Source organism: Bacillus siamensis (assembly GCF_051628075.1).
GTDB lineage: Bacteria > Bacillota > Bacilli > Bacillales > Bacillaceae > Bacillus > Bacillus siamensis.
Genome location: NZ_CP155579.1, coordinates 3330762 through 3351133, shown reverse-complemented (window position 1 = coordinate 3351133; position 20372 = coordinate 3330762). Strand labels below are relative to the sequence as shown.

Genomic DNA, 20372 nt, shown 5'->3' with positions numbered 1-20372 from the left:
TTCAATCGCCGCCCGCAGCCTCTTCATCAATCAAGACCGTCACATCCGGGTGTTCGTGCAGGGCGGAGGCGGGGAATGCTTCACTGACGCGCCCGTCCAGAAGCTGCTTCACCGCTTGGGCCTTGCTTTTTCCGGATGCCATGATCAAAATCCGTTTGCCGGACAAGATCGTCCTGATCCCCATTGTCACAGCTTTTTCAGGAACTTGATCGATTGACGGAAAGTACCGCGCATTCGCCCGTCTTGTCTCTTCATTCAGCTCAACGACATGGGTTCGGGATTCAAATGGCGTCCCGGGCTCATTAAAGCCGATATGGCCGTTGTGTCCGATGCCTAAAAGCTGAATATCCGCTCCGCCGAGTGTTTGAATCAATCGGTCATAGCGTTCGCATTCAGCATCAAGATCGTCTGCCCGTCCGTCAGGGAGAAAGCGGCGGTCCTTTCGGCTGTCGATATGTGCAAAAAAATGTGTATTCATATAATAATGATAGCTGTTTTTGTCCTCGGGAGAAAGCCCGGCGTATTCATCAAGGTTGATCGTCGTGACATCCCGGAATGACAGGCCCTCGGAGCGGTGCATCCGCACAAGCTCTTTGTATACGCCTTCAGGGGTGCCGCCCGTCGCAAGCCCGAGAACGGCATCCGGCTTTTGTTTAACTGTTTCAGCAATTATCTCTGCGGCTTTTTCACTTAATTCTTCATAATGTCTGCATGTGATGACGTTCATGTCCAATCAGCTCCTCCTGAGATATATGCGGTGTTTCCTCGGCAAATCGTTGCCAGCACGCCGCACTGTCCGTCTGTCAAAACAACGTCGGCGTCTTTTCCTTCCGCAAGGCTTCCTTTACGGTCAAAAATGCCGAGCCGGCGGGCTGCATTTGCCGCTGTCATATTAGCTATATCCAGCCATGAGCAGTTCGTAAACCTGCGCATGAGCGCCGCGCCTTCATTCATTTTTAAAATGGAACCGGCCAGCGTCCCGTCAGAAAGAAGCGCTTTGTCTCCGCAAACGGTGACTCTTTGTCCGCCGAATTCGTATTCTCCGTCCTTAAGCCCTTTTGCCCGCATCGAGTCTGTAATCATGATCAGGTTTTGGCTTCCTTTCGCCAAATAGGCAAGCTTTACAGCCAAAGGATGAGAATGAATGCCGTCAGTGATCAGCTCCGCCGTGATGCGCCCGCAGGCGAGAGCCGTACCGATGCCCCCCGGCTCACGGTGGTGAAAGGAGCTCATGGCGTTGAAAAGGTGCGTCATGTGCAGCGCTCCGGCATCCGCCGCTTTTTCTAAAAGATCGGCTCCCGCGTCTGTGTGTCCCATTGACGGGATGATGTTCCGGTTTTTTAAATAACGGATCAGGCTGAAATCAGGATCTTCTTCCGGCGCAAGCGTCACGATTTTGATCAGCCCTCCGGAGAGACGCTCCCATTTCTGAAAGAGCCCGGCATCAGCAGGCGTAATCCATTGTTTCGGCTGTGCTCCCGCTTTTTTCGGAGAGACAAACGGCCCTTCTAAATGAATGCCGATCAACTCAGCGCCTTTATGAGCCTGCGGTGAGGAGTCCGTCCATTCCTTGGCGTTTTCGAGCGCTTTTTCAATGTTTTCATGCTGCTGTGTGATCGTGGTCGCTAGAAAAGAGGTTGTTCCTTCTTCGGGCAGCCGGGCGGACATTGTATCAAGAGCCGCGAGATCGGCATCCATCGTATCCGCGCCGTATCCGCCGTGAATGTGGATATCTATCATTCCGGGAAGCGCATACGAACCCGCGGGCGCCTTCCATTCCTTCTCATACGTTTCTTGCGGTCTTGTTTGACCCGCGTAAGAAATGATGCCGTCTTTTATGCCGAGAAATCCGTTTCGGATGATTTCTTCTTCTGTTACGATGTCCGCACCGCTGATTAACAAGCTTTCAGCCACTTTAAAACACGCCTTCCTTGTTAGTTGTTAGTTTTATTTTACTCTTTTTCAGACTAGTTATCTAGACCAGTTATGCCGGAATTGTATAAATCTGTTTTGGTTCAGACGGTAAAGTGATAAAATATAACTGTTCAAAGCTCGGAACATCCCAGAACAGGAGGAACATATCTTGGCAAAGGTTCGGACCAAAGACGTAATGGAGCAGTTCCATTTAGAATTGATCAGCGGAGAAGAAGGGATTAACCGCCCGATTACGATGAGTGATTTATCACGGCCAGGTATTGAAATCGCCGGTTATTTTACATATTACCCGAGAGAACGGGTGCAGCTTTTAGGAAAAACGGAGCTGTCATTTTTCGATCAGCTTCCTGAGGAGGATAAAAAACAGCGGATGGAATCGCTGTGCACCGATGTGACGCCGGCTATCATCCTTTCCAGAGATATGCCGATCCCGCCGGAGCTTGTAGAAGCATCCGAGAAAAACGGCGTGCCGGTGCTGAGATCCCCTCTGAAAACAACCAGACTGTCAAGCCGGCTGACGAATTTTCTTGAGAGCCGTCTCGCGCCCACAACCGCCATTCACGGCGTGCTTGTGGATATATACGGCGTCGGTGTGCTCATCACGGGAAAAAGCGGCGTCGGTAAAAGTGAAACGGCCCTGGAGCTCGTCAAACGCGGCCATCGGCTTGTCGCGGATGACTGCGTCGAAATCCGACAGGAGGATCAGGATACGCTCGTCGGGAATGCGCCTGATCTGATTGAGCATCTGCTTGAAATCAGGGGTCTCGGCATTATAAATGTCATGACGCTGTTCGGAGCGGGCGCCGTCAGAAGCAATAAGAGAATTACAATCGTCATGGACCTTGAGCTTTGGGAGCAAGGGAAGCAATACGACCGTCTCGGACTTGAAGAGGAAAAAATGAAAATCATTGATACGGAAATTACAAAACTGACCATTCCAGTCCGCCCTGGGCGAAATCTCGCCGTTATTATCGAAGTTGCGGCGATGAACTTCAGATTGAAGCGGATGGGTTTAAATGCTGCCGAGCAATTTACGAATAAGCTGGCGGATGTCATTGAAGACGGCGAACAAGACGAATAGGAGTTGGCAATAATATGAACGAAGCAGGAACACCGATCAATCCGATTGCCTTGCAGCTCGGGCCTTTATCCGTGCACTGGTACGGGATCATTATCGGCGCGGGTGCGTTATTAGGGCTTTGGATGGCCATGAGGGAAAGTGAAAAGCGGGGGCTGAAAAAGGACATTTTTATTGATCTTGTTCTTTTCGCCATCCCGATCGCAATCATTTGCGCACGGGCATACTATGTGCTTTTCGAGTGGAGCTATTACTCGGAACACCCCGGGGAAATCATTAAAATTTGGAAAGGCGGCATCGCGATTCACGGCGGATTAATCGGCGCGATCGCAACGGGCGTTGTTTTTTCAAAAGTAAGAGGGATCTCATTCTGGAAGCTGGCGGATATTGCCGCGCCGAGTATTCTGCTCGGTCAGGCCATCGGGCGCTGGGGAAACTTTATCAACCAGGAGGCTCACGGCGAAGCGGTCAGCCGTTCATTTTTGGAAAGTCTTCACCTTCCGGATTTCATCATTAATCAGATGTACATAGACGGACATTATTATCACCCGACGTTTCTATATGAATCGCTGTGGAGCTTTGCGGGTGTCGTGATTCTGCTTCTGCTCCGCCGCGTGAACCTGCGCAGGGGCAATCTGTTTTTGACGTATATCATCTGGTATTCGATCGGCAGATACTTTATTGAAGGAATGCGCACGGACAGCCTGATGCTCACGAGCCAGCTTCGAATCGCTCAGGTCATTTCCATTGTGCTGATTGTTCTTGCGATTATTTTAATGGTTTTCAGACGCGTTAAAGGGTATGCCGATAAGCGGTATGCGGATACGGACTGACGTCTGAAATCGGAAAGGACATAAGATGACTGATAAACGTTTAACCGCCATTTTATTCGATCTCGACGGTACGCTGATTGACACGAATGAACTGATTATCACTTCTTATCTTCATACGCTTGATCATTATTGCCCGGGGCAGTATAAACGGGAAGATGTGCTTCCGTTTATCGGCCCGCCTCTGTACGAAACATTTTCAGGCATTGATGCCGAAAAGTGCGATGACATGATCAGCATGTACAGGGCATTCAATCATGAGAAGCACGATGAGCTCGTCACGGAGTACGAAACGGTTTATGAAACGCTCGATGAATTGAAAAAAGCGGGCTATCAGCTCGGTATTGTCACCACAAAGCTGAGGGATACAGTCAATATGGGATTGAAGCTGACAGGCATCGGGCGGTTTTTCGATACTGTCGTCACGCTTGATGATGTAAAGCATCCGAAGCCTGATCCCGAACCTGTGCGGCTTGCGCTCAGCCGGCTGGGGTGCGATGCGTCGGAGGCCATGATGGTCGGTGACAATTATCACGATGTCATGGCGGGCAAAAACGCCGGCACAAAAACAGCCGGCGTGGCGTGGACGATTAAAGGCGCACAGGCGCTTTCCGCGTATGAACCCGATTATATGCTTGAGAAAATGAGTGATTTATTGCACATTACCGGAGTGAAGTGATCCGTGAGAAAAACAGACCGCCATCCGGTTGCAGGTGCAAATTCATTGTGGCATGTATATCAGACGGTTCCCTTTCTGAAGGTGATGAAAAACTTCATCATTATCCAGATTGCAAGGTATACGCCGTTTCTAAGCGTGAAGAACTGGCTGTACCGAACCTTTTTGAAAATGAATGTCGGAAAACAAACCTCTTTCGCGCTGATGGTGATGCCGGATATTATGTTTCCTGAAAAAATCACTGTCGGAGAAAACAGCATCATCGGCTACAATACGACGATTTTGGCTCATGAATATTTAATACATGAGTACCGGACCGGTGATGTCACAATCGGTGACGAGGTAATGATCGGGGCAAACACAACGATTCTGCCCGGCGTCACCATCGGGAGCGGAGCCGTTGTATCAGCCGGCACGCTGGTGCATAAAGATGTCCCGGCCGGGGCGTTTGTCGGAGGAAATCCGATGAAGCTGATCTATACGCACGAAGAAATGAAAAAACGAATGGAAAACCCCGCTGATTAACGTCAGCGGGGTTTTTTTATGACTTGATTACAATGGCCTGGCTGCCCATCTGCTTCCAGGCTTTTTCGAATTCAGTCCGGTCCGTTTTTCTGTTTTTATAGCCGTAAGGGTCATTGACGTATACATAATCGTGATCATAACCGGTGACGGCTACGCTGTGCATGCTGTACGTGATGTCGACCTTTCCGTTCGGCGTATTCCAAGTCTGCATTTGATCAACCGGTTTAAAGGAAGTGGTGATAATCACCCAGACCGGCCGTCCCTTTTCAAGCTGGCGGTACACAGCAGAAATGTCTTTTCCCGTCAGGTCGTATACTTTGTTTCCCGCATACTCTTTGGCCAGTTTAACAATCGGCTCATGATAAACGCCTAAACCCGGGCCGTTTTCCATGTCTCCGGCAAATCCTTCATTCGGATCTCCTTTCAGCCCGCTGCTGTATGTGAGCGGAACTTTATTGATTCGATCCGCCAATGTATTTTTTGATACATGATATCCGGCATTGTTCAAAATCATAGCAAGGCTTGTCACCTCACAGCCATTGTACAGTCTGGGTGAATCCATCTGTCTGTACAGAACGACATTGAGCGGTGACGCGCTCCCTTTTAACGGTGTTTTCTCATCAGGCTCGTCGGACTGCTGATTGAAAAGATTCAAATGAATATCGTTTGTATAGATGTTATATCCCAGATAGACAAGGACGGCTGTCAGAATCAGCACACATAATGTTCCAAGCGTCTTCATTATCAATTCTTCTCCCTTGTTTCTGTTGAAGCTATTCTATGTATTATAGCACTTCTGCTCAATATGATTAGATGGTTCTGTTATGTTTACAGATTTGTTCATGATTTAGTCATCAATATGGGAAAGAATAGGCGGACATTGGGCATTGCAATCCATTCTTTTATCTGCTAACATATTATCATATTAGCGAACTAAAGGATTCGGAATTTTCCTTCAGACAAAGCGGAGGTGCAAAAGGGAATGTTTATGTTTGAGAAACCGCATGGCATGAGAGATACGCTTCCCGGTTTATACGAAGCAAAGAAGAAAGTCCGTTCCACACTGACGGATTTAATTGATAAATGGGGTTATCAGTTTATGGAGACTCCGACCCTCGAATTCTATGAAACAGTGGGTGCCCAGTCAGCCATTGAAGAACAGCAGCTGTTTAAGCTTCTCGATCAGGACGGAAAAACGCTTGTGCTTCGGCCTGACATGACCGGACCGATTGCCCGGGTGGCGGCGTCTAAGCTGCACAAAAATAATCATCCGCTCAGAGCGGGATACGCGGCAAGCGTCTACCGCGCTCAAGAACGGGAAGGCGGACGTCCGGCTGAATTCGAACAGGTCGGCGCGGAGCTGATCGGTGACGGATCAACAAGCGCGGACGCTGAGGTGATTGCACTCGCGGCCGGCGCTTTGAAAAACGCGGGATTGCACCGATTTAAAATCGCGATCGGCCATGCAGGGCTCGCAGATGAGCTGTTTGTCGAGGTGCTGGGCAATGCCGAGCGGGCGGATGTTCTGCGGCGCTTTCTCTTTGAAAAGAATTATGTGGGGTACAGAGAACATGTCAAATCGCTCCCGCTTTCTTCAATAGACAAAAGCCGGCTGCTCGGACTTTTGGAATTGCGGGGCGGAAAAGAGATCTGCGCCAAAGCGGAGGAGATCATCGGCATCTCCAGGCAAAGCGTGATTCAGGAGCTGGAAGACCTATGGGACATTCTTGAAGATTACGGGTGTGCCGAGCATATCCGCCTTGATCTGAACATGGTCAGCCATATGAGTTATTACACGGGAATTTTATTCGAAGTGTATGCGGCAAATGTCGGGTTTGTCATCGGAAGCGGCGGCCGCTATAACAATCTTCTCGGCCATTTCGGCAGCCCTGCTCCCGCCACGGGCTTCGGACTCCGTATCGACAGGCTGATTGAAGCGCTCGGCATCCAGGAAGAAACAAGCGAGGCGGACGCCGTTATTTTCAGCAAGGAGCAGCGGGCGCAGGCCATTTTATTCGCGGAGGAAGAAAGGGCAAGAGGCAGAAAGGTCGTCCTGCAGGATTTGGCGGGCGTTGAAAATATCGATCATATGACAAAATCATTCACAAACGTCACATACTTTATCGGTGCCAGAAAGGAAGAGCAAAATGGGTAAGGTACTCACAATGGCAATGCCAAAAGGGCGGATATTCGAAGAAGCGGCCGGATTGCTGCGGCAGGCCGGATACAGGCTGCCCGAGGAGTTTGAGGAATCAAGAAAGCTGATCATCGACGTTCCTGAAGAAAATCTCCGCTTTATTTTAGCGAAGCCGATGGACGTCACGACTTATGTCGAACATGGCGTCGCTGATGCCGGTATTGCCGGAAAGGATGTCATGCTTGAAGAAGAGCGTGACGTGTATGAGGTGCTCGATCTGAATATCAGCAAATGCCATCTCGCCGTTGCGGGGCTTCCGGGAGCGGATTGGAACGGTGTCGCCCCGAGGATTGCGACGAAATATCCGAATGTTGCGTCAAGTTATTTCAGAGAGCAGGGCGAGCAGGTGGAAATCATTAAGCTGAACGGCTCCATTGAGCTGGCGCCTTTAATCGGGCTTGCTGACAGAATCGTGGATATCGTATCAACAGGGCGGACATTAAAGGAAAACGGACTGGTTGAATCAGAACACATTTGTGACATCACATCGCGTTTTATCGTCAATCCGGTCAGCTACCGCATGAAGGATGACGTCATCGACGAAATGGCTGCCAGGCTGGCAAGGGTTGTGGAAGGAGAAACGGCAAAATGAAAATAACCGTAATAAAAAAAAGCGAGCGTTTTTCACTGAAGCGTTCCATTGACAGCGGAACCGAAGAGCAGCGGAAAACCGTCAGGGCGATTATTGAAGACGTCAGAAAAAACGGCGACAAAGCCGTTTTGACCTATACAAAAACATTTGACGGCATCAGCCTGGACCGGTTGGCGGTGAGCGCAGAAGAAATCGCAGAGGCGTACCGACAGCTTGATGATCAGCTGCTAGAAGTGATCAAGCAGGCAATTGCCAATATTAAAGAATATCACGAGCGCCAGCTGCAATCCTCTTGGTTTTACCATCGTAAAGACGGCACGATGCTCGGGCAGAAAATAACGGCGATTGATTCCGCGGGCGTATATGTGCCGGGCGGGACGGCCGCTTATCCGTCTTCCGTTTTGATGAATGTCATCCCCGCTCTCGCTGCGGGAGTGGGGCGGATCGTTCTCGTCAGTCCGCCGGGAAAAGACGGCCGCCTTTCGCCGGGCGTTCTGGCGGCGGCGTCTGAGCTCGGCATAAAGGAAATTTACAAAGCGGGAGGCGCGCAGGCGATTGCCGCGCTCGCTTACGGAACCGAAACGATACAGCCTGTTGATAAGATTACAGGTCCCGGCAATATTTTTGTGGCGCTGGCGAAGCGCGAAGTCTTCGGTGATGTGGATATTGACATGATAGCCGGGCCAAGCGAAATCGCAGTCCTGGCAGACGATACGGCGGTGCCCGAAGAAGTTGCCGCGGATCTGCTTTCTCAGGCCGAACACGATATGCTCAGCTCAAGCGTGCTTGTCACCGACTCACGGAAGCTTGCAGAAGCGGTATCAGATGAAGTGGATAAACAGCTTCAGACGCTGCCGCGTAAAGAAATCGCCGAAGCGTCGATCAGGGATCACGGCCATATTTACATCGCGGAAACGATGGAGGATGCGGTGGACACAGTGAACGCGCTGGCGCCTGAGCATTTAGAAATCATGACGCATTCGCCGGAGGCTTTGCTTGGAAGCATCAGGCACGCGGGAGCGATTTTCTTAGGACGATACAGTGCTGAACCGGTCGGCGATTATTTTGCGGGACCGAATCATGTTCTGCCGACAAACGGGACGGCGCGGTTTTCAAGCCCGCTGAATGTCACGGATTTTCAAAAGAAATCGAGCATCATCTCATACAGCCGGAAGGCATTTGAAACCCACGCGGACAGCATTGCCGCCTTTGCGAGACTGGAAGGGCTTGAAGCGCACGCGAGATCGATTGAAGCGAGAAACGGAGGAAATGACCGATGAGAAAAGCGGAACGCGCCAGAAAAACAAATGAGACGGATATTAAGCTGGCTTTCGGTATTGACGGAGAAGGAAAAGCCGATATCAGCACGGATGTGCCGTTTATGACTCATATGCTTGATTTGTTTACAAAGCACGGACAATTCGATTTAACCGTTGACGCAAAGGGCGATACGGAGATAGATGATCACCACACGACTGAAGATATCGGCATCTGCTTAGGGCAGGCTTTTTTGGAGGCGCTCGGTGATAAAAAAGGAATCAAACGGTACGGATCAGCGCTTGTGCCGATGGACGAAGCGCTCGCCCAAGTCGCCGTAGACCTGAGCAACCGGCCGCACCTTGAGATGCGCGGTGCATTTCTGCAAGCGAAAGTCGGAACGTTTGATACCGAGCTGATACATGAATTCTTATGGAAACTGGCGCTCGAAGCGAGAATGAATCTGCACGTCATCGTTCATTACGGCACGAATACGCATCATATGATAGAAGCCGTGTTTAAGGCGCTTGGCAGAGCGCTGGACGAAGCGTCATCCATTGACCCGCGCGTCAAAGGTGTGCCGTCTACGAAAGGGATTCTGTAAATGATCGGTGTAATTGATTACGGAATGGGCAATTTATTCAGCGTGTCGAAGGCGCTGGAACGCGTCGGCGTCCCGTATGTCGTTTCAGACCGGCCGGAAGAGCTCGAAAAAGCGGATGCTTTTATTCTCCCCGGTGTCGGATCATTCAGTGACGCCATGGACAATTTACGCAGCACGAAGCTTGATCAATTCATTGGCCGCATGGTTGATGAGGGGAAGCTGCTTCTCGGCATCTGCCTCGGCATGCAGCTCATTTTCGAAGAAAGCAGCGAAAACGGCTCTGCAAAAGGACTTGGTTTATTAGCCGGAAAAGCAGTGAGACTCAAAGACAGGGATGCCGAAGGAAATAAGCTGAAGGTGCCGCATATGGGCTGGAACCGGCTGACGGTTCACCAAACATCTCCTTTGCTTTCGGAAGCGGGAGAAGGCTTTGTTTACTTTGTCCATTCCTATTATATAGACGGGATGGAAGAAGGCGATCTTCTGGCAAGCGCTGAGTACGGCGTTCGTGTTCCTGCGGTCGTCGGGAAACGCAATGTCTTCGGAGCGCAGTTTCACCCGGAAAAAAGCGGCGAGGCCGGAATGGCGATCTTAACGCAATTTACAAAAATGGCAGCGGAACAGAAGGTGAAGAAATGAATGCTTTTACATTATATCCGGCAATCGATATGAGAAACGGCAAATGCGTCCGCCTCATTCAAGGTGATTACGGCAAGGAAACGATCTACGGAGACTCACCTTTAGACATGGCGGCGCAATTTGCACAAGAAGGTGCCGAATGGATTCATCTCGTGGATCTTGACGGTGCGAAAGAGGGCACGAAAGTAAACGACAGGCATGTTCTGGACATCGTCCGGCAGCTTGATGTCAAGGTTGAGATCGGCGGCGGGATTCGTTCTGAAGCTGATGTATACGGCTACTTATCACAAGGCGCTGATCGCGTCATTCTCGGCAGCTCGGCCGTTTCCGATCCGGCGTTTGTGAAAAGCATGCTGAAACAATACGGCGGGAAAATCGCCATCGGTCTCGATGCAAGAAACGGATATGTCTCGACGGAAGGGTGGCTGGAAACATCTTCGGTAAGAGCGTCCGATCTGGGCCGTGAATTGGCGGAGGAAGGAGCGGAAACCTTCATTTTCACGGATATTGCGACTGACGGCATGCTGTCAGGTCCGAACATTGAAAGCACCGTTCAGCTCGCAAAAGCAACGGGGAAAAACGTCATTGCCTCAGGTGGTGTCAGCTCAGTCGCCGATCTCAAAGCGCTGGCCCGCTGCAAAGACACCGGTGTATCGGGAGCGATTATCGGAAAAGCGCTGTATACAAAACAATTTTCATTGGCTGAAGCACTCAGCGGGGTGAAGGACGCATGATCACGAAACGAATCATTCCGTGTCTCGATGTGAAAGAAGGACGCGTCGTCAAGGGCATTCAATTTCTCGGTCTGAAGGATGCGGGCGATCCTGTCGAACTGGCCGAAGCCTATGACAGGGAGGGCGCTGACGAGCTTGTTTTTCTCGACATTTCCGCCTCTCATGAAGGCCGGAAGACGATGGCTGACGTCGTGGAGCAGGTTGCGGCAAAACTGGCGATTCCGTTTACGGTCGGCGGCGGAATCAATCAATTAAGCGATATGAAACGAATGCTTCGCGCAGGCGCTGATAAAGTATCCGTTAATACAGCGGCCGTCCTCCGTCCCGAGCTGATTACGGAAGGAGCGGATTTTTTCGGCTCGCAATGCATCGTAGCGGCGATCGACGCAAAGTATGACGAAGATTCGGATTGCTATAAAGTGTACACACACGGGGGCAGAAAGAAAACCGAGTGGGAAGTCACGGCTTGGGCAAAAGAAGCCGTCAAACGGGGAGCGGGTGAAATCCTGCTGACAAGCATGGACGCTGACGGTGAGAAAACAGGCTTTAACCATACGCTTACAAAACTTGTCTCACGTGCCGTCCCGGTGCCCGTCATTGCGTCAGGGGGAGCCGGCAGCGCGCGCCATATGCTTGAAGCCTTCACGATCGGTGAAGCGGACGCCGCGCTTGCAGCTTCCATTTTCCATTACAAAGAGACATCTATAAAAGAAGTGAAAGATTATATGAAGAAACACGGGGTGAATGTGAGATGAAACAGGCAGATGAACTGCGGTTTGACGAGGCCGGACTGATTCCCGCCATCGTGCAGGATGCGGCAAGCAAAGAAGTACTGACACTGGCTTATATGAATCGTGAATCCTACGAAAAAACGATAGAAACGAAAGAAACCTGGTTTTACAGCCGTTCACGCGGGGAGCTGTGGCATAAAGGAGCAACGTCGGGGAATACCCAAAAGGTGAAAGCCATCCGCTATGATTGCGATCAAGATGCCCTTGTCGTGCTTGCGGAGCCTTCAGGACCCGCATGCCATAAGGGAAGCTACAGCTGCTTTTCTCCGGAAAAAGCGGACGCGCAGGATCGTTTCGGCATCTTAAATGAACTGGAAAGCGTAATCGCCAAACGGCAGGCGGAGATGCCTGAGGGAGCCTACACAACGTATCTGTTTCGGGAAGGCGTCGATAAAATTCTCAAAAAAGTCGGTGAAGAAGCCGCAGAGGTGATCATCGCCGCGAAAAACCGCGACCATGAAGAATTAAAATGGGAAGCGGCAGATTTGCTGTATCATTTGCTCGTTCTTCTGCGTGAACAGTCGCTTCCTTTAGACGACGTGCTTGACGTTCTTGCGAAACGCCATTCAGCATCTGAGTAAAACAAACCTCACGGAGAGCTCCGTGAGGTTTTTAAATATGCCCGAACTTAAACATTCAATAAAATATTCCTTATTTCGCAACCGGAGGCAGATGAATTTGATAATATTGACTAATAGAGTTTATTTTGGTTTTTATCAAAAATGTACGTTTTGTTCATATTCCGTTCATGCACATCCGTTATAGTATAAACAGTGATATAGGAGGAAAACATATGCCGAATAAACAACCAAAACCTAAAGGGAAATTTAGCTCATTCTTTTCATTAGTCAAAAAAACAAAACCATCCTACGGAATGCTGGCCTTCGCACTGTCTCTCAGTATTGTGACAACGCTCGTCAGCCTGTTGATTCCGCTGTTGACAAAGCAGCTCGTCGACGGCTTTTCCATGTCGTCGCTGTCAGGCGTGCAAATCGGAATCATCGCAGCCGTGTTTATCGTACAGGCCGCATTAAGCGCCTACGCCACCTATGCCCTGAACTACAGCGGCCAGAAAATCATCTCGGGGCTGCGTGATTTGTTGTGGCAGAAATTAATTAAACTGCCTGTCTCTTATTTTGACAAAAACGCCACGGGAGAAACGATCAGCCGTGTTACCAATGACACAATGGTGGTAAAAGAGCTGATCACAAACAATATCAGCGGATTTATTACCGGAATCATTTCCGTTATCGGGTCACTGACGATCTTATTTTTCATGAACTGGAAGCTCACATTGCTCGTGCTGATCGTCGTGCCGCTGGCTGCGGTGATTTTAGTGCCGATCGGCCGGAAAATGTTTAAAATTTCTCGGGAAACACAGGATGAGACGGCGAGATTCACCGGATTATTAAACCACATCCTCCCGGAAATCAGACTTGTGAAAGCCTCAAACGCTGAAGAAGCGGAATACGGCCGCGGGAAAGCTGGCATCATGGCGCTCTTTAAACTCGGGCTGCGTGAGGCGAAGGTGCAGTCGCTCGTAGGCCCGCTTATTACACTTGTATTAATGGCGGCGCTGGTCGCTGTCATCGGGTACGGCGGAATGCAGGTGTCATCCGGTGAACTGACAGCCGGCGCGCTCGTTGCCTTTATTCTGTATTTGTTTCAGATCATTATGCCGATGGGCCAGATCACTTCATTTTTTACACAGCTTCAAAAATCCGTCGGCGCTACGGAACGGATGATTCACATTCTTGCAGAAAAAGAAGAAGATATCCAAACCGGAAAGATCATTGAAAACGCAGATCAGCCGATTAAGCTTGAACAAGTCTCATTCGGCTACAAAAAAGATCAAACCATCTTAAAAGACATTACGGCAACGATTGAGGCCGGCAAAGTCACCGCGATTGTCGGACCGAGCGGCGGCGGGAAAACAACGTTATTTAAGCTGCTGGAACGATTCTACAATCCGACGGCCGGCAGCATCCTGCTCGGAAACGAACCGATTGATGCGTATTCTCTTGAATCATGGCGGGAGCATATCGGCTACGTGTCGCAAGAAAGCCCGTTAATGTCAGGAACCATTCGCGATAATATCTGCTACGGATTAAAATGCGAGGTGACTGATGAGGAACTGAGGCAAGCGGCTGACATGGCCTACGCCCTGCAATTTATTGAAGACTTACCGAAGAAATTTGAAACCGAGGTCGGTGAACGGGGGATTATGCTTTCAGGCGGACAGCGCCAGCGCATTGCCATTGCCAGAGCACTTCTCCGCAATCCGAGTATTCTGATGCTTGATGAAGCGACATCCAGTCTGGACAGCCAATCTGAAAAATGGGTGCAGCAGGCGCTCGAAGTCTTAATGGAAGGGCGCACCACGATTGTGATTGCCCACCGTTTATCCACGGTTGTGGATGCAGATCAGCTTCTCTTTGTCGAACAGGGGGAAATCACCGGACGGGGCACACACCATGAATTAATGGCATCCCATTCGCTGTACCGCGATTTTGCGGAACAGCAGCTGAAGCTGAATGCCGATTTAGAAAACAAAGCTGTGTAAAGGAAGACTTTAGGAATAGAAAGCAGCTGAAAAAGCTGCTTTTTATTTTGCAGCCGGAGTCCTATTCATTGGAATCGGGGGTTAAATCATGAAAAAACGCACAAAGATTTTTTATTGTCACGCTGCCGTGCTGCTCGTAATCATGACTGCCGGGTGTACGGGCGGTAACGATGAAGAGCCGGGCCGTTCTTCAAGTCCGGCCGGGGGAAGCAGCATAAACAAGGCTGAAACAGCATCGGCGGCAGAAAAAAACGAAGCCGTAAACAAAGATTCACATCACATCTCTGCGGACAAAAGCGAACCAGACAGCATCGCGGCAGATTATTCTCCTCTGCAAATTGAATATGCCCGCGTCTGGCTGCAGCTTGGAGAAAATCAGCAGATAGATGAATTGAACGTTCGCCGCATTCCGGCCGGAGCACTCGTCAATCCTGACGATCATACGAGCGCCCGCTATCCGAAAGATGTTACTCAGTTAGCCGGTTCCCGTTTAGTTGATGGGTCGGTCACTTACAGCAGCAACGGCGACGGCACCATTCAGGTATACAATGTTCCTTTGCGCTGGGAGTCTTCGAAAAATGCGTAATGAAAGAAGTGACGGAGGAGATGATCCGCCATACAAAAAAAGTGTATGTCGATACAGGAGACAATGAAAAGATCAGACGGCTTATAAAAATCATGTCGATTCATTAAAAGATGATGAGTGAAAAAATCAGAAGGAGGGATTTTTATGGCTGTCATATTGGTTGCGGATGATGACCGTCATATCCGTGAGCTTGTCCGCCTTATGATGGAGCAGAGCGGCTTTGACGTCGCAGAAGCTGAAGACGGAGAAGCGGCGGTGCGGCTGATAGAATCAACACCTGTTGATCTTGTCATACTGGATGTGATGATGCCGAAAATGGACGGGTTTGAAGTCAGTGAAGCCGTCCGCAGCTTTACGGACATTCCGATTTTGATGCTGACGGCAAAAGGCGAAACACTGGACAAAGTGCAAGGTTTTACTTCCGGAGCGGACGATTATCTCGTCAAACCGTTTGAGCCGCTTGAGCTTGAAGCGAGGGTCAAAGCATTGCTGAAACGGTACCGGATCACCGCTGAAAAACTGCTGACCGTCGGAACGGTCACATTAGATAAGCAATCCCGCACCGTAACGCGCGGCGGCGGGGCGGGAATGACACTGCCCCGGCGCGAATTTGAGCTTTTATTCAAGCTCGCCAGTTACCCGAATAAGACGTTTTCCAGAGAACATTTAATAGAAGATATTTGGGGCTTTGATTATGAAGGTGATGAGCGGACGGTTGACGTGCATATTAAAAGGCTGAGAGAACGGTTTCCGGAAAAAGACTATCCCTTTGCCATTCATACGGTGCGGGGGCTCGGCTATCGGTTTGTGGTGACAGGATGAAACGGATCTTCAGAACGGCTGGAAAAATCATCATCCTTCTCACTGTCACCGCATTCTTATGGCTGGCGGCCCACCTGATCGTTCAGGGATTCGGTCTCATATGGCCGATTTTGCTTGTGCCCTACGTCCAGCAGATTCTCACGCTTTGGCTTGTTTTCGGCCTGCTGTTTGTCACGATGTTTATTTTTTCAAAGTCAGCACGTGAAAGACATCATGCGATCTGGGATTCGCTGACCGCCACGATCAAGCAAATGTCGAGCGGCAACTTCACCGCGGCCGCCTCCAGAAAAATGGAGAAGATTGAACGGGACCACCCCGTGACGAAATTGGCTGATGAACTGTCGACACTTGCCGCGGAACTGAGCGAAATGGAAAAACTGAAACAAGAATTTATTTCGAACGTTTCCCATGAAATCCAAACCCCGCTTACTTCATTAAAGGGATACGCGCACCTCCTGAAAAAACCGGATTTATCATATGAGGAGCGGGGGCGCTACTTACACATCATCGAGACAGAGACAGAACGATTATCAAAAATCAGTGAAAATCTGCTGAAGCTCACTGCACTCGAACGCCAAACCGAACCGATACAAAAAAAACCGTTCCGCATTGACAAACAGCTGCGGCGCACCATATTGACCTGTGAGCCTGAGTGGTCCGCCAAACAGATTGAATTTCTCATTGATTTACAGGAATCGTATGTGTACGGAGATGAAGCGCTGCTCAGCCAAGTATGGATGAATCTGATTCACAATGCCGTGAAGTTTACCGGTGAGGGAGGCCGCATTTCCGTTAAAATTGTTGATTTGCCGGAGGCGGCGGCTGTCGAAATCGCCGACAACGGAATCGGAATGGAGCCTGAGCAGGCGGAGCGCGTATTTGAACGGTTTTATAAAGCGGACAAGGCGAGAAACGCAGGGGGCAGCGGCCTCGGCCTGTCCATCGCCAAAAAAATCGCCGAGCTGCACGGCGGTTCGATAGAGGTAGAAAGCAAGCGCGGCGAAGGAACCCTTTTCCGCGTCACCCTTCCTGCCGATCCGCATGAAAAAAACAGCTAAAATCTGGTCGAACCAGCCAGTAAAAAACGAAGCTGATTCTGTCTTTTGAACTATTGAGGCGAAACCGTTTTATGGTATACTACTGACGGTAATACGTATAAAACGGAGGATATTTGTGGGAAAACACACTTCTGAACATAAAAAGCACGCACAAATTGTCCAGCTGCTTCAGGATGGACAATATTTTTTTCATAAAGGCTTAAAAGCATATAAAGAGCGGAATTTAAAACGGGCCAGCAAACTGATTCAGAGGGCCGTTCACCTTGAGCCGAATGATTCCGAAATGCTGTCCCGGCTGGCCGTCATTTATTCTGAAATGGGCCACTACCAGCAGTCAAATGAGCTGTTCGACTTTATTATGGTGAACCTGAAAGAAGAAATGCCCGAGTGTCATTACTTTAAAGCGAACAATTTCGCGCATTTGGGGCTCTTTCAGGAAGCATACAAAGAAGCCGCGGCTTATTCAGATGCCGAACCGGAGGGAGAATTCAGCGAAGAGATAGAAAATCTGATGGAGCTTTTGGATTTCGGTGAAGCGGGTGAAAACGAATCGCTCTATGATCAGGATGAATTGCTGATCAGGCAGGACCGGGCAAAAACGCTTCTTGAGAGCGGCCAGCTTCATGAAGCGGTTGTCATGCTTGAAGAGATTACAGCCGATTATCCCGAGCTTTGGTCCGCATACAACAACCTTGCGCTCGCTTACTTTTACTCAGGCAATGTCACAAAAGCGAAACAGACGGTATTCGAAGTGCTTGAGAAAAATGAAGGCAATCTCCATGCCTTGTGCAACTACCTGGTATTCTGCTATTACGAGAGAGAAGATGAAAAAGTCGGGGAATTGAGCGAAAGGCTCTCCAATGTGTATCCGATTTTATTCGAACAGCGCTACAAGCTGGGGGCAACGCTGGCGCTTGTCGGCAGACATGATCTCGGCTATAAATGGCTCCGGTCACTCTACAAAAGCGGGTTTGAAGGCGACGACACGTTTTATTACTGGCTGGCCGCCTCAGCCTACGGGACAGGCCGCACAGCATTTGCCGAAACCATTTGGAGAAAGGCCGAAACCGAATTTCCCGAATCAGACCGGTCCGCGCCTTGGGCGGAACGGCAGGAACCGCTGCCTGCTGCACTTGAACAGCGGCTCGCCGCCTATTATATCAGCAGCGCTAAAGGAGAGCGGAACCAGCTTGAAAAAGTTCTGACGGCAAAACGCGCTGCTTCACCGTTTGAACAAGACTTCGTCAGACTGCTGCTTTCCGGTGAAGAAGGCGCTTCAGGCGTTTCTCATGATGCCTTGTTCACGTATCGGACGGTCAAACTGCTGGAGAAAGCGGAAGCCGGCAGTTTAAAGACTGACGTCATGAGCTGCTGGGTTTTTCACGTCATTCAGCACATCCGCGCCGCCGCTGCCGTACAGAATGAGCGGGCATGGGCCGCAGCCATCGCATACGTATGGAAAGAAGCGAACGGCGAAAAAACGACGAAAAAAGATACGGCCGCCGTTTACGGTGTATCTCCGGCAACACTGTCAAAATACATCAGACAAATAGATGATATATTGGAATAAAACCGATTCTTTCTATATAAAGAGTCGGTTCTTTTTTTATCAGAAAGGGGCAAAACAGAACTTTACTGCCGGAAAAAGAGATTTTTATACGTCTTTTTTTGCTTTTTGAACCGAAATCAGGCCGCCAGCACCGTTTATTTTGCAAAATATGAGATTTGCAATCACATTGAAATATAACTGTAATAAAAATTGTCGAAACATGATGGTATAATGATTCTCGTACATAAGAGATTAGTTTATTTTACATGTGCTGTATAATCTATACCAATTTAAAAGATTAAAAGATTCATACATAAAAATCATCAGCCTCACGGGTTTGTGAGGAAGCGTAACTTTGATGTTCATAATAGAATTCCAAATGAGAACAGGTTTAAAGTAAAAGGGAGGAAAGAAAAAGTGAAAAAGAGTTTATTAACACTTGGTTTGGCTTCCGTCATCGGGACAAGCAGTTTTTTGATCCCATTTACAAAAACTGCATCGGCGGAAACATTAGACAGCAAAAAAGCAAAAATCGAAAGCAAGCAATCTGAGGTGGCTTCAAGCCTTGATGCAAAAGAAAAGGAATTGTCTAAACTTCAGGACAAGCAGGCTAAGATTGAAAAAGAACTGAAAGACATTAACGCAAAAGCGTTGGATACAAGTAATAAAATTGAAGATAAAAAAGCTGAAAACGAAAAAACGAAAAAGCGCATCGCTGATTTGAAAAAAGAAATCAAAGAAACAGAAGCGCGTATTGAAAAACGCAATGAAATCCTGAAAAAACGCGTTCGTTCTTTACAGGAAAACGGCGGTTCTCAAGGATACATAGATGTTCTTTTAGGAGCGACAAGCTTCGGGGACTTCATTTCACGTGCGACTGCGGTATCTTCTATCGTTGATGCTGATAAAGACCTGATCAAACAGCAGGAGCAGGATAAAGCGAAACTCGAAGATGCGGAAGCTGAGCTTAACGTGAAGCTGAAAAAAGTCCAGGATGACCTTGCGAAGCTAGAGTCTATGCAAAAAGACCTGAACAAACAGCTTGATCAGAAAGACAAGCTTTTCGACGAAGCGAAAAACGGCCAGAAAAAAGCGGCTGCCGCTATCTCTGATCTGAAAAAAGAAGCGTCACAGCTTGCAAACGCAAAAGCGGACACTGAAAAAGAACAGAAGCGCATTAAAGCTGAGCAGGCTGCAGCGGCTGCCCTGATCAAAAAGCAGGAAGAAGCGCAAAAAGCCTCTGAAGACCAAAACCAAACAGATGACAGCCAGCCGGCAGCGGTTAAAACTGTGAAAAAAGCGGCTGTTTCAACATCATCTGATTCATCTGACAGCTCAAGCAAATCGGGCACTTCAGGCGGCTCATCTCATAACAGCGGCGGTTCAGATGATTCTGACGGCGGATCTGTTATCTCAAATTCAGGCGGTATTGAAGGCGCGATCAGCGTAGGATCAAGCCTTGTGGGTCAATCTCCGTACAAATTCGGCGGCGGACGCACACAGTCTGATATTGACAACCGTATTTTTGACTGTTCTTCATTCGTACGCTGGGCTTATGCTAACGCAGGGGTTAACCTCGGACCTGTAAGCGGCACAAGCACAGATACGCTAATCGGAAGAGGTAAAGCAGTCAGCGCGTCTGACATGAAACGCGGAGACTTAGTATTCTTCGATACGTATAAAACAAACGGCCACGTCGGCATCTACTTGGGTAACGGAACGTTCCTGAACGATAATACATCTCACGGTGTATCCATCGATTCTATGAGCAACCCTTACTGGAAAAAAGTATTCAACGGCAATGTAAGACGTGTCGTGCAATAATGAATAAGACAAGGGCCTTCCATCCCGGAAGGCTCTTTCTTTATTTGTATACCCGCTCAGGAGATGCCTAATCACGTTTTCTCAGAAAAATGAGCAAAAAAATAGCGAATTG

The 20372-nt window shown here is 49.2% G+C and carries 20 protein-coding genes and 1 pseudogene; 18 read left to right on the top strand and 3 right to left on the bottom strand.

The window, feature by feature from the left end; genetic code table 11:
- Position 1: 1 nt before the first annotated feature.
- Positions 2-727: a glucosamine-6-phosphate deaminase gene (gene nagB, locus ABDB98_RS16635; protein WP_438422164.1), complete on the bottom strand. Its 726-nt coding sequence runs from the start codon at positions 725-727 to the stop codon at positions 2-4.
- Positions 724-1914, bottom strand: a complete 1191-nt coding sequence (gene nagA, locus ABDB98_RS16630; RefSeq protein WP_438420725.1) for an N-acetylglucosamine-6-phosphate deacetylase — start codon at positions 1912-1914, stop codon at positions 724-726. The genes nagB and nagA overlap by 4 nt, the downstream gene beginning before the upstream one ends.
- A gap of 169 nt (positions 1915-2083) precedes the next feature.
- Between nagA and hprK the strand changes: the two genes are divergently transcribed.
- The 4 genes from hprK to ABDB98_RS16610 are packed head-to-tail and all read left to right on the top strand — an operon-like array spanning position 2084 to position 5044.
- Positions 2084-3016, top strand: coding sequence for an HPr(Ser) kinase/phosphatase (gene hprK, locus ABDB98_RS16625; RefSeq protein WP_013353746.1), 933 nt, complete (start codon positions 2084-2086; stop codon positions 3014-3016).
- Positions 3017-3030: 14 nt separating this feature from the next.
- Complete coding sequence (gene lgt, locus ABDB98_RS16620; protein ID WP_016937807.1) at positions 3031-3846, top strand: prolipoprotein diacylglyceryl transferase; 816 nt, start codon at positions 3031-3033, stop codon at positions 3844-3846.
- 25 nt (positions 3847-3871) lie between these two features.
- Positions 3872-4522: a pyrophosphatase PpaX gene (ppaX, locus tag ABDB98_RS16615; protein WP_438420724.1), complete on the top strand. Its 651-nt coding sequence runs from the start codon at positions 3872-3874 to the stop codon at positions 4520-4522.
- Positions 4523-4525: 3 nt separating this feature from the next.
- Entirely contained in the window at positions 4526-5044 is a 519-nt protein-coding gene (locus ABDB98_RS16610) for an acyltransferase (protein ID WP_045925876.1), read from the top strand.
- 16 nt (positions 5045-5060) lie between these two features.
- Here ABDB98_RS16610 and ABDB98_RS16605 read toward each other — a convergent pair whose 3' ends face one another.
- Positions 5061-5786 (bottom strand): C39 family peptidase, encoded by a 726-nt coding sequence (locus ABDB98_RS16605; RefSeq protein ID WP_438420723.1) that lies wholly within the window; start codon positions 5784-5786, stop codon positions 5061-5063.
- A 240-nt stretch (positions 5787-6026) separates the two neighbouring features.
- Between ABDB98_RS16605 and ABDB98_RS16600 the strand changes: the two genes are divergently transcribed.
- From ABDB98_RS16600 to ABDB98_RS16535, 14 genes and pseudogenes are all read left to right on the top strand, one after another.
- Positions 6027-7199, top strand: a complete 1173-nt coding sequence (locus ABDB98_RS16600; protein WP_438420722.1) for an ATP phosphoribosyltransferase regulatory subunit — start codon at positions 6027-6029, stop codon at positions 7197-7199.
- Positions 7192-7833: an ATP phosphoribosyltransferase gene (gene hisG, locus ABDB98_RS16595; RefSeq protein ID WP_045925879.1), complete on the top strand. Its 642-nt coding sequence runs from the start codon at positions 7192-7194 to the stop codon at positions 7831-7833. Before ABDB98_RS16600 ends, hisG begins: the two co-directional genes overlap by 8 nt.
- Entirely contained in the window at positions 7830-9113 is a 1284-nt protein-coding gene (hisD, locus tag ABDB98_RS16590; protein WP_438420721.1) for a histidinol dehydrogenase, read from the top strand. The genes hisG and hisD overlap by 4 nt, the downstream gene beginning before the upstream one ends.
- Positions 9110-9694, top strand: a complete 585-nt coding sequence (gene hisB, locus ABDB98_RS16585; RefSeq protein WP_438420720.1) for an imidazoleglycerol-phosphate dehydratase HisB — start codon at positions 9110-9112, stop codon at positions 9692-9694. Before hisD ends, hisB begins: the two co-directional genes overlap by 4 nt.
- A complete protein-coding gene (gene hisH / locus ABDB98_RS16580; RefSeq protein WP_438420719.1) occupies positions 9695-10333 on the top strand; it encodes an imidazole glycerol phosphate synthase subunit HisH in 639 nt (212 codons plus the stop codon). It begins immediately after the preceding gene.
- Complete coding sequence (hisA, locus tag ABDB98_RS16575) at positions 10330-11067, top strand: 1-(5-phosphoribosyl)-5-[(5-phosphoribosylamino)methylideneamino]imidazole-4-carboxamide isomerase (protein ID WP_438420718.1); 738 nt, start codon at positions 10330-10332, stop codon at positions 11065-11067. Before hisH ends, hisA begins: the two co-directional genes overlap by 4 nt.
- Positions 11064-11822: an imidazole glycerol phosphate synthase subunit HisF gene (hisF, locus tag ABDB98_RS16570; RefSeq protein ID WP_047477286.1), complete on the top strand. Its 759-nt coding sequence runs from the start codon at positions 11064-11066 to the stop codon at positions 11820-11822. Before hisA ends, hisF begins: the two co-directional genes overlap by 4 nt.
- A complete protein-coding gene (gene hisIE / locus ABDB98_RS16565) occupies positions 11819-12439 on the top strand; it encodes a bifunctional phosphoribosyl-AMP cyclohydrolase/phosphoribosyl-ATP diphosphatase HisIE (RefSeq protein WP_060964179.1) in 621 nt (206 codons plus the stop codon). The genes hisF and hisIE overlap by 4 nt, the downstream gene beginning before the upstream one ends.
- Before the next feature lie 212 nt (positions 12440-12651).
- Complete coding sequence (locus tag ABDB98_RS16560) at positions 12652-14421, top strand: ABC transporter ATP-binding protein (RefSeq protein WP_438420717.1); 1770 nt, start codon at positions 12652-12654, stop codon at positions 14419-14421.
- Positions 14422-14509: 88 nt separating this feature from the next.
- Positions 14510-15114, top strand: a pseudogene (locus tag ABDB98_RS16555) (hypothetical protein).
- Between the two features lie 37 nt (positions 15115-15151).
- Complete coding sequence (locus ABDB98_RS16550; RefSeq protein WP_016937821.1) at positions 15152-15829, top strand: response regulator transcription factor; 678 nt, start codon at positions 15152-15154, stop codon at positions 15827-15829.
- A complete protein-coding gene (locus ABDB98_RS16545; protein WP_047477278.1) occupies positions 15826-16887 on the top strand; it encodes a sensor histidine kinase in 1062 nt (353 codons plus the stop codon). The genes ABDB98_RS16550 and ABDB98_RS16545 overlap by 4 nt, the downstream gene beginning before the upstream one ends.
- A gap of 115 nt (positions 16888-17002) precedes the next feature.
- Positions 17003-18457: a tetratricopeptide repeat protein gene (locus ABDB98_RS16540; protein WP_438420716.1), complete on the top strand. Its 1455-nt coding sequence runs from the start codon at positions 17003-17005 to the stop codon at positions 18455-18457.
- Positions 18458-18853: 396 nt separating this feature from the next.
- The gene (locus ABDB98_RS16535; protein WP_438420715.1) at positions 18854-20260 is read left to right on the top strand and encodes a PcsB-like coiled-coil domain-containing protein; all 1407 of its coding nucleotides are present in this window, start codon (positions 18854-18856) and stop codon (positions 20258-20260) included.
- The last annotated feature ends 112 nt before the right edge of the window (positions 20261-20372 follow it).